Origin of the sequence: Microbacterium sp. CR_7, assembly GCF_041954755.1 — a bacterium.
Taxonomy (GTDB): Bacteria; Actinomycetota; Actinomycetes; order Actinomycetales; family Microbacteriaceae; genus Microbacterium.
In genome coordinates this window covers 605,056-614,534 of record NZ_JAVAYF010000002.1, presented here as the reverse complement: position 1 = coordinate 614,534, position 9,479 = coordinate 605,056, and the positions used below count along the sequence as shown (strand labels likewise).

The 9,479-nt window shown below is 67.9% G+C and carries 8 protein-coding genes; 3 read left to right on the top strand and 5 right to left on the bottom strand.

Annotated elements, in window-relative coordinates; translation table 11 throughout:
* Nucleotides 1–46: 46 nt before the first annotated feature.
* Nucleotides 47–1,033, bottom strand: coding sequence for a glycosyltransferase (locus RAC81_RS06130; protein ID WP_375081495.1), 987 nt, complete (start codon nucleotides 1,031–1,033; stop codon nucleotides 47–49).
* A gap of 20 nt (nucleotides 1,034–1,053) precedes the next feature.
* Nucleotides 1,054–2,322 (bottom strand): hypothetical protein, encoded by a 1,269-nt coding sequence (locus RAC81_RS06125; protein ID WP_375081522.1) that lies wholly within the window; start codon nucleotides 2,320–2,322, stop codon nucleotides 1,054–1,056.
* On the opposite strand from RAC81_RS06125, the gene RAC81_RS06120 reads away from it, so the two are divergent.
* Nucleotides 2,231–3,877 (top strand): lipopolysaccharide biosynthesis protein, encoded by a 1,647-nt coding sequence (locus RAC81_RS06120; protein WP_375081494.1) that lies wholly within the window; start codon nucleotides 2,231–2,233, stop codon nucleotides 3,875–3,877. The genes RAC81_RS06125 and RAC81_RS06120 overlap by 92 nt on opposite strands.
* Nucleotides 3,878–4,065: 188 nt before the next feature.
* Nucleotides 4,066–4,863 carry a phosphotransferase gene (locus RAC81_RS06115; RefSeq protein WP_375081493.1) on the top strand — a complete coding sequence of 266 codons (798 nt, stop codon included), beginning with the start codon at nucleotides 4,066–4,068 and terminating at the stop codon, nucleotides 4,861–4,863.
* A 30-nt stretch (nucleotides 4,864–4,893) separates the two neighbouring features.
* Here the strand turns inward: RAC81_RS06115 and RAC81_RS06110 are convergent, their stop codons facing one another.
* Nucleotides 4,894–6,417, bottom strand: coding sequence for a polysaccharide biosynthesis tyrosine autokinase (locus tag RAC81_RS06110; protein ID WP_375081492.1), 1,524 nt, complete (start codon nucleotides 6,415–6,417; stop codon nucleotides 4,894–4,896).
* A 129-nt stretch (nucleotides 6,418–6,546) separates the two neighbouring features.
* Between RAC81_RS06110 and RAC81_RS06105 the strand changes: the two genes are divergently transcribed.
* On the top strand, nucleotides 6,547–7,164 hold the full coding sequence (locus RAC81_RS06105; protein ID WP_375081491.1) for a hypothetical protein: 618 nt from the start codon (nucleotides 6,547–6,549) through the stop codon (nucleotides 7,162–7,164).
* Between the two features lie 16 nt (nucleotides 7,165–7,180).
* Here the strand turns inward: RAC81_RS06105 and RAC81_RS06100 are convergent, their stop codons facing one another.
* Entirely contained in the window at nucleotides 7,181–8,317 is a 1,137-nt protein-coding gene (locus RAC81_RS06100; RefSeq protein ID WP_375081490.1) for a glycosyltransferase, read from the bottom strand.
* Entirely contained in the window at nucleotides 8,311–9,477 is a 1,167-nt protein-coding gene (locus RAC81_RS06095) for a DUF1972 domain-containing protein (RefSeq protein ID WP_375081489.1), read from the bottom strand. Before RAC81_RS06095 ends, RAC81_RS06100 begins: the two co-directional genes overlap by 7 nt.
* Nucleotides 9,478–9,479: the final 2 nt, after the last annotated feature.

Below are 9,479 nucleotides of genomic sequence, written 5' to 3'. Positions count from 1 at the left end.
TCAGCCCGCGGGGCGACGAGTCACAGCATCCGATCCGCAGGAAGCGTCAGGAACGCTTCCTGCGGATCTTCTGCGCGCGCAGGTATGCCTCGGCGTGCTCGTGCGCGGTCACCGACCACTCCCGGGCGCGCAGGTCCGGCTGACCGGCAGGGATACCGAGCGACAGAGCGGTGCGGATGGCAGAGGGGAGATCGACGTCGTCCTTGAGGAGATGCACCCAGTCCGTTCCGACTTCCGCCTGGAGGTCGCGGGTCACCGCGTTGTCCGGTACGAGCACAGGTCGATCGAGCGACAAGGCGAGCAGCGCGACGCCGGAGTTGTGGAGGTTCCGATACGGCAGCACGACGAGCGAGGAGGACGAGATCACCTCGACCATCCGGGCGTCGTCGATGAAGTCGAGTTCCAGGTCGATCCGAGGCGAGTCGCCGGCCACCTCGAGCAGCTCCTTCCGCAGTGCGGAGTTCGCCGGCTTTCCCGCCACGTGAACGCGGAAGGCGTCGGGACGCGCGTCGCTCACGACAGCCGACACGAGATCCTCCACGCCCTTGTACGGCCGGATGTGTCCGACGACGCTCACCAGATCAGCCGATGGCTCGCGTCGCTCGTACGAGGCGAAGTGCTCTCGGTAATGCCCGTGGGGAATGAACGCCGTCGGCGCCTCGGAAGCCGTGGTCGTGCGTTCGTTGAGAACGATCCACAGCGTGGTCAGACGGTCCCATCGTCGCAGGATGTTCCCGTCCACGGAAGCGGCCTGCTCATGCGGGCGCTCGTTGTGCGCCGTGCGCACCAGGGCGGTTCTCGTGAGTGCGAGGCGGCATTGCACTGCCGACACCAGCACCCGACGCGCCCAGCGCTTCGGAGCACTCGAAGCGGAGGTGAAGATCTCCGGCCAGTGGACGTGGAGCACGTCATAGCGACCCATGATCGCATCGCGCCAGGAGAACAGGCGGACGTCGGCCTCACGACCCACCGATCGCACGAGCTGGACGATGTAGGGATTGGTGGTCTCTCGCAGTGCCGGGGTCGACATCATGACCCGGAGTCTTCTCGAACTCATCTGCGCAGCACGGCCTCTCGCCAGGGCGTCTCCTCCGACCGCAGATGCGGACCGGCGAGGGCGAGGCCGAGGGCCAGACCGAAGAAGGGTGCAGAGCTGTAGATCGGGTTGAAGAAGAGGTTCCAGGCGGTGATGATCACCGCGAACAGGAGCAGGGCCGTCGCCGTGCCGCGGGCGAGCTCGACAGCCACCCGGCGGATCATCACGACGACAGCGATCGCGAGGAAGATCACGGCCGGCCAGCCGAAGTACGCCCAGAGGTCGCCGGTCATCGAGTGCAGCTCGAACTTGGTGGGTCCGAACATGAAGTTCTCGACGTAGCCGTTGTTCGGGTCGTAATTGATCACCTGCATCCCGGATTTCGCCACGAGGATGTCGGATGGCGAAGCGATCGTGCCCGCTCCGAAACCGAGCGGGCGATGCAGGAACAGAGCGGCCGTCGCCGCGAGCTCGGGGCGACCGCCGACGAGGACGGAGCCCGCCCGTTCCTGCTGCTCGACCGACCGTGCCTGCGCCTCCTGCCCGAGGTAGCCCTCGACGAGCAGACTCGTGCCGATCACGTAGACGGTCACACCGATGGCCGCCGCCCACACGAGGACCTTCGCCGCCGACATGCGCTTATTGGAGATCCGCGGCATCGCCTGCCAGACGAGCAGGAGAAGGACGATGGTGAAGACGCCGAAGAACGCACGCGAGTCCATCGCGACGGAGACCAGAGCGAGGGCTGCGAGCGCGAGCATGTCCGGGAGACGCTTGTGAGGCCGCAGGGTGATCGACAGGGCGATGACCGCGATCGGCAGGCCCACCGCGAACTTCCAGGGATTCTCCGCGAAAGTCGACGGCCGCATCACCGCCGCGGCGACCATCCCGAGACCGAACGTGACGCCGATCGTCCACAGCGGCACGAATCGTTGAGCCCACACGACGATACCGGCGATCATCGGCACGCTGAGGAACAGCAATGTCGTCGCGATGAGTGTGCTCGTGGACGAGTCGTGGTCTTGCGCCGCGACCGCCGTCAGCCAGACCCCGGAGATCGTCGCCAGCGCGGCGGTGATCGCGAGCCACAGTCCGCTCCAGCTGGAGACGAGGCGGGGAAGCCAGAGAGGGAGGAGGGCGAGCGCGAGAATCTGGCCGATGCTCACCCCGGAACCGAGGAAGATCCGTGCGCCGATGAGGAACAGCGTCAGAAGCGCCAGCGCCGCTTCCGCGTCCGTGAAGAAGGTGCGCTCGCGGGGCATGGACCGAGGCGTCGTCGTCGTCATCCGCGACCCCCCTCGTCGACCCCTCGGCTGTAGTATTGACCTCTACGAGTCTACGGGCTCATCGGGGAGAAAACTGGGGGTGGGAGTGGGCTCTCAGCGCGCGAGTCTAGGGGATGCCGCGGCGCGCGGCGCCAGCGTGACCCTCGCCGGCCAGCTCTACCGCACCGTCCTCCAGTTCGTGTCGATATTCGTCCTCGCACGACTGCTCAGCCCCGACGACTTCGGCTTGATCGCGATGGTCGCCGCGGTGATCGGAATCTCGGAGCTGTTCAGGGACTTCGGTCTCTCGAGCGCGGCCATCCAGGCTGCGCACGTATCCAGGGACGAGCGCACGAACCTGTTCTGGGTGAACACCGGGCTAGGAACCGCGTGCGCCGTCGTCGTCGCTCTCGCGGCGCCGCTGGTGGGACTCATCTACTCGCGCGACGAGGTTCCCGCCATCGTCCTCGTCATGTCCATCGGTTTCGTCCTGAGCGGGATGGTGACGCAGTATCGCGCGGATCTCACGAGGCGCCTGCGGTTCCTCGGATTGTCCGTCACCGAGGCCGTCGCTCCGACCGTCGGCTTCGCCGTGGGCATCCTGCTCGCACTGCAGGGCTTCGGTTACTGGGCCCTGGTCGTGCAGCAGCTCTCCTCGTCGCTGGTCCTGCTGGTGCTCTCGGTCGCGATCGCGCGGTGGCTGCCCGGACTGCCCAAGCGGCAGACGTCGATCCGTCGATTCATGCGCTTCGGTGCAGCCCTCTTCGTGACGCAGCTCATCTCGTACGGGACCAAGAACGTCGACAACATCGCGATCGGCGTCGTGTGGGGTGCCGGGCCGCTCGGATTCTACGACCGGGCTTATCAGCTGCTCATGGCTCCGCTCAACCAGATCAACGCGCCGATGACGAGGGTCGCGCTCCCGGTGCTCTCCCGCGTGCACGAGGAGAAGGAACGGTTCGCGGGGTATCTGCTCAAGGCGCAGATCGTGGGCGGATACGCGACCGCGACGCTGTTCGCGCTGGCCAGCGGCATGGCGCCGGCGATCGTCGACGTGCTGTTCGGTCCGAAGTGGGCGCCCATGGCCCCCATCTTCGCGGTGTTGGCCATCGGCGGGGTGCTGCGGGCGACAGCTCAGGTGTCGTACTGGATGTTCCTCGCCACCGCGCAGACCGGCGCCCAGCTGCGCATGTTCCTCGTCGTGCGACCGATCATGATCGTCGTCATCCTCGCCGGCCTGCCGTGGGGTGCGTTCGGCGTGGCGGTCGGCAGCACCGTGGCCTACGCCCTGCACTGGATCGTCTCCCTTCTCTGGGCGTCGCGCGTGACGGGCGTCTCGTCGCGCCCGCTGATCGCGAACATCCTCCGCATCCTCCTCACCGTCTCGGTGCCGTGCGGCGTCATCGCCTTCGGCATCAGCCTCCTCGGCTGGACATCGATCGTGACGGTGATCGTTGCGATCATCGCCAGCATCCTGTACCTCGCGTTCATCGCGCTCGTCTCCCGACAGGCGCGCGCTGACCTGCTGACCGTGGTCTCCTTCATCCGCCGAGCGCTCGGCAGGTCGTCGCGATGAGCGGCGGCCTGGCGCGGGAGCGCCACGGCAAGAAGGAGTTCGCCACATCGCTCCTCGCGCACAGCGCGGCACTGGCACCCGGCAGATGGCGGATCCTGGATACCAGCACGGCCGTCCGCACCGCAGAGAGTCTTGCGACAGCGGCCCTTCGAAGGATCGATCGTCGACGGGGTGCGAAGAGGACGCTGTTGGACGTACGACGGCTCCTGGTGTCGCCGCGCGTCGTGTCGGTCGAAGGGACGGCCGAGCGCGCCGACGACGATCGTCCCGTCCGAGTGCTCATGACGAAGGACGGGGGCCTCGTAGGATTCGACCGTCTCGACACGACGGTCACCCACCTTCGGCGGTCACCGCTTCCGGCGGAGTACCGAGAGCGGCGGACGACGCTCGACACCGTCTATCCCGCTGTTCGATGGCGTCTCAGCGACGACCGTCTGACTCTCGTCGAGCAGCACGTCATGGGCTCGCCCTCCTCGGCGTGGGGCGGCGCCGATCGAATCGAGCTGCTGCGACGGCTCCTGCGCGAGGGCGCGGCGCGCGCAGAGAAGACGCCGGACAGGCGGCCGATGCTCGATGCTTCCAGTCGCAGCGAACTGCCGTCCTCGCCTCGGTGGCACGATCTCCGTGTGGCAGACGCGGCACTCGGGCCGGTGCCGTGGCTGATGTCCCACGGAGACCTCACGCCGGAGAACGTGATCGGCCGAGGGCCGGATGCCTGGGCGCCCATCGATTTCGAGGACGCACGGCCGACGCCGTTCTTCTACGACCCCCTTTCCCTCGCCGTGCGGGACCGGACTCTGCGGGCGACGCTGGTCTCCGGCGACGTCGACGAGGAGTGGACTGGTCTCGTCCGGGCAGCAGGGCTCGACCCCCAGGTGCTGACGCCGCAGATCGCGCTGGACGCCGTTGCTCTCATCGCCGCAGTGCACCATCACCGCGAGCACCGGGGCGATCTCGGTTACACCCTTCGCTCGCTGACGCAGTAGCGGGCGGATCTGCCGGCTGAAGGTCGGTGATCAGCGCGCGGAGTTCTTCGCCTTCCCGGTCTGCGGGGTCGTCCGCGCCGGCTTCTTCGAGGATCTCGCCTGCGTGCCCTGGGGTCGGCGCTGATCCGTCTCGGACGAGTTCGAACCCTTCTCGGCGGGCGCTTTCCCCGCTTCGGACTCGACGGCCGGTGAGACCTCGACGAGCTCCGACTCCTCGTAGTAGCTCGACGAGGAGTGCTCGGGCGGAACGGCGTTCAGAACGAAACCGATCACGCGAGCGCCCGCGCTCGACAGAGTGTCGACGGCACGACGGAGCGACTGACGACGGGTGACCTTGTACCGACCGACCAGCAGACTCGCGCCACTGGCTCTCGCGAGCGTGAGCGTGTCGCTGACCGGGAGCACGGGAGCGGAATCCACCACCACGAAGTCGTAGTGCTCCCGCACCTCGCGCAGGAGATCCTGCATCGCGGCGGAGCTGACGACCTCCGTCGGATTCGGAGGACGCAGGCCGCTCGTCAGGACGTCGATGTTGCGGCTGCCCCATGTCTGAATGGAGTCGGCGAGCGACGCCTGGTGCGTGAGCGCGGTCGTCAGGCCGACGGATCCGTCGAGGCCGCACGCCTCAGCGACGCGCGGTCGCCGAAGATCGGCGTCGATGAGGAGGACCCGAGGGCGTCGCTCGGCGAGGGCGAGAGTGAGGTTGACCGCTGTCGTCGTCTTTCCTTCGCCGGCGAAGGCGGAGGACACGACCACCATCCGCAGATCTCCGTCGATGTCGGCGAAGTCGAGGCTCGCAGCAAGGCGTCGGTAGGCCTCTCGGGTGGAACCGGACGCCTCCCACTGCGCGCTGATGGACGTCCGCAGACTCTTCCTCTTCCCCCCGGGTCGCGGCACTCGGCCGAGGAAGGGGATCTGCGCCGATCGCTCGGCGTCGTCCTCCGTGCGGATCCGAGTGTCGAGCAGCTGCTTGAGGATGGCGTAGACGACAGCCAGGACGAGACCGAGCATGGCCCCGGTGACGGCGATGAGACGCGTGTTCGGCGCGAAGGGGAACTCGGGCTCGCTCGGCGGCGTCACCGTCGTGAGCGCGATCGACGGATTCGCGTCGGCGTCCTTAGGAGAGAGACCGCTCACGACGTCGGCCAGTGAGTCCATCACGGCGGTCGCGGTCTTCTGCGCGTCCGCGGGATCCTCGCTGACGACGGTCAGCGTGACGATCACGGTGTTGAGCTCCACCTCCGCCGAGATCCTCTTCGCCAGGTCGTCGACCGTCGTGTCGAGACGGAGCTCTTCGATCACCGGCTGCAGCACCGCGGGTGTGGTCGCGAGATTCGCGTACGACTGCATCAGGCTCTGCGTGTACTGGGATCCCTGCACGAGTTCGCTCACCGTGTCTCCGCGCTGGGAGGAGACGTAGGCACTCGTGGTCGCCTCGTACTGGTCTGGCTGCACCGCGGCGTAGGCGACTCCGGCGACGGCTCCGACGAGGGTCGCTGCGACGAGCAGATACCATCTGTCGCGCAATGCCGTCAGGTAGTCCTTCAGATCCATCGTTCTCCCCCGAACCCCGTCCAGTCACCGGCCCCACGCCGCTCTTCGCCCGCTCCGGCGGTCCTCGACGTGCGGCGGGCACGCAGGTGCCGTGTATAGCCTAGAGCCACCGGCGTGTGAGGAGAGTGTATGGTGCCCGAATCGGTACTCGCCGTCTGCGCCGCGAACGTCTGCCGATCCCCCGTCATCGCCTACCTCGCCTCATGCCGGCTTCGCTCGGCGGGTTTCGTCACGCCGCCCTCGTTCGCGTCGGCGGGTGTCAGCGCTCGCGGCAATGTCGCCGTCTGCCACACGATGAGGTCGCGTCTGGCCGGCAGCACCGGATGGGACGCATTCGCGACCGAGCACCGATCCGCGCGGCTGACGGCGAGCGATGTCGAGAACGCCGAACTGATCCTCGCAGCCACGGCCGACGAGCGGGGTGCGGTCGCTCTGCTGCGTCCGGACGCGCGCACACGGACCTTCACGTTGCTCGAGGCGGCAGCGCTGGCCGAACACGCGGTCGACCGCGGCATCAGGGGCGTCGCCGTCGAGATAGCCGCGCTCGCCGACACGATGAACGCCCAGCGAGGGCGGATCGAACCGCCGCAGCCCGGTCGCTGGCAGCGACTGCAGGGGAAGCGCGCTGATTTCGACATCCCCGACGCGCACACCAGTCGCGCGCGGCACGAACGCGTCTTCGACGAGATCGACAGCGCGTCGCGGCGCTGGGGTGCGGCCATCGCCACGCTGACCTCTCCGCGGTGACACGGCTCCCCGGGGCTCACCGGAAATCGAGCACGTTCTTGCTCACGGCTTCCCGGTACGCCTCGGGAGCGTGCCTGTCGATGCCGATACGACGCGAATCGTCCAGCCGGAGGCGAAGCGACGGCCACTGCTCGACGATGTCCTCGAGAGCATCGGCCAGAGCATCCGCGTCGTCGGCGGTCACCAATCGGGCCGTCGGATATCCCCCGGCCGCCTCACGAAGACCGCTGCTGTCACTGGCCACCACGGGTCGTCGAGCGAGAACCCCTTCCACGGCGGTGTTGCCGAAGGGCTCGTCCACACGGGACGGCACGGTCAGAACGTCCGCCTCCGCGAGGAAGAGCCACACGCTCTGATGGAACCCCGCGAAGGTCACGTCGACGCCTGACGCCTGCGCCCGTGCGCGCAGTTCCTCTTCGAACCACTCGTATCCGGGAAACACGGCTCCGAGCAGGGTGACGGTCACTGCGCGTCCTCTTCGCGCGAGCGCTGCTGCGGCGTCGATGACGACGTCGGGGCCCTTGCGCGGTGACAGACGTCCGATGAAGAGGACGCGCAGGGGGCTCTCGAGTGTCTCGCGGGGAGGACGGGGATCGGCGGGGGAAGCGACGCCGTTGTAGACCACCGTCGCGCGCCGCGCGAGCATCGGAAGCGAACTGCGGATGACGTCCAGAGCGAAAGCGCTGTTGACGAGCGCGCGGTGCGCCATCAGGTGCGGGAAGTACAGGGCGGCGTTCACCATCCTGCTGCCCGACGCCTCGGCTTCGTGCACATGGGTCACGACCCGTGCTCGCCGGAGTCGAGCGATCAGGGGCCACTGCGGGAGGATGATCGTGGAGACGTACACGGCATCGGGGCGAAGGCGGGAGAGCAGTCGCCACGTCGCGCCGATCCCGCGGAACGTGTCGCGGAAGAGCTGCGGCAGTCCCCTGGGTGTCAGGAGAATCTTGCGCAGCACGAGCATGGGGACGACCACCACCTCGGCCCCGGCACGGCGGAGTTCGACGTCGAGTGCTCCCCGGCTCGGCAGAGCGACCACTACTCGCGCCCCCGCCTCGAGGAATCCGATGACGCTCTCGAGCAGCATGCGGTCGGAGCCGAACATCTCGGCGCCCGGGTGCGCGACGAGAACAGTGGGCTGCGCCGTCACCATTCCTGCGCCGATCGACGAGAGCGGCGCGCCACCCGGTGCACACTGTGCCCCTCGGAGAGACGTCGCGCGAGCTGTTCGTACGCGTCGGCCACGCCCTCCCACCGGAATGTCGAACGGGCGCGCTCTCGCGCGCGAGCTCCGATCTCGCGAGTCTCCGCGGGATCGGATTCCGCTGCGGTGACGTGCTCGGCTACGTCGCCGGCGTCGGCGAAGAACCAGCCGTCGTCGTCGAGCACCTCGCGGTTGAAGGCCACGTCGAACCCGATCACCGCGGTGCCCGCGCCCATCGCGCGCAGGAGCGAGGGGTTCGTCCCTCCGACGGAATGGCCGTGCACGTAGGTGAGGGCGTTCGCATAGAGGGCGTCGAGAAGCTCCTGATCGTAGACGCCGCCGACGAGCCGGATGCGGTCGTCGCCATCGGCCAGTCGCTGGATCTCCTGGGTGTACTCCGCACTGTACGGCGCGGAGCCGACGACGACGAGGGGCAGTGTCGCGTCGCTGTCGCGATAACCCTGCACGATCTCGCGGACGTGATTCTCGGGTTCGAAGCGTGCGACGACGAGGTGGTACCCGTCTGGCTCGAGGCCGAGCTCACTCACTCCGCGCGCGGGAGCCTCGTCGAGAATCGGCGCGCCGTAGCGGATCAGTTCGGTCGGTACGCCGAACTGGTGCGCGTAGTAGTCGGCGATGCCCGGCGCGTCGGCGATCAGCGCATCCGCGGTACGCACCCCGAACTGCTCCGCCCACCGGTAGTAGGCCTTGCCGCGGGGACCCCACTTGGAGCGACGCCACTCGAGACCGTCCATATGGAGGGCGGTGCGGGCGCGCCGCAGTCGGAGGAGAGGCAGGAAAGGCGAGTTCGCGGCGTTGAACACGAACGTCGCGTCCGGACGTCGACGGAACATCAGGTGCAGCGTCGACAAGCCGGTGTGGCTCAGCGTCTCGACCTGCTTCACGGGTACCGCGGGAAGGTGGACGACCCGCATGCCGAGGTACTCCTTCTCGCGACGCTCCGACCCTCGGGTGTACACCACGACGTCGTGACCCCGCTCAGCGAGACGGCGACCGACTTCCTCGATCGCCGTCTCGAATCCTCCGTATGCTGCGGGCACTCCCCGTGTCCCCACCATCGCGATGGTGAGGGCGTTCCCCTTGCTCATGG

Excerpts from the sequence above, each read along its gene's own strand:
- RAC81_RS06100 (WP_375081490.1), bottom strand. The coding sequence starts at position 8,317 with ATGGTGACGGCGCAGCCCACTGTTCTCGTCGCGCACCCGGGCGCCGAG.
- RAC81_RS06110 (WP_375081492.1), bottom strand. The coding sequence starts at position 6,417 with ATGGATCTGAAGGACTACCTGACGGCATTGCGCGACAGATGGTATCTG.
- RAC81_RS06130 (WP_375081495.1), bottom strand. The coding sequence starts at position 1,033 with ATGATGTCGACCCCGGCACTGCGAGAGACCACCAATCCCTACATCGTC.
- RAC81_RS06095 (WP_375081489.1), bottom strand. The coding sequence starts at position 9,477 with ATGAGCAAGGGGAACGCCCTCACCATCGCGATGGTGGGGACACGGGGA.
- RAC81_RS06105 (WP_375081491.1), top strand. The coding sequence starts at position 6,547 with ATGGTGCCCGAATCGGTACTCGCCGTCTGCGCCGCGAACGTCTGCCGA.
- RAC81_RS06125 (WP_375081522.1), bottom strand. The coding sequence starts at position 2,322 with ATGACGACGACGACGCCTCGGTCCATGCCCCGCGAGCGCACCTTCTTC.
- RAC81_RS06120 (WP_375081494.1), top strand. The coding sequence starts at position 2,231 with ATGAGGAACAGCGTCAGAAGCGCCAGCGCCGCTTCCGCGTCCGTGAAG.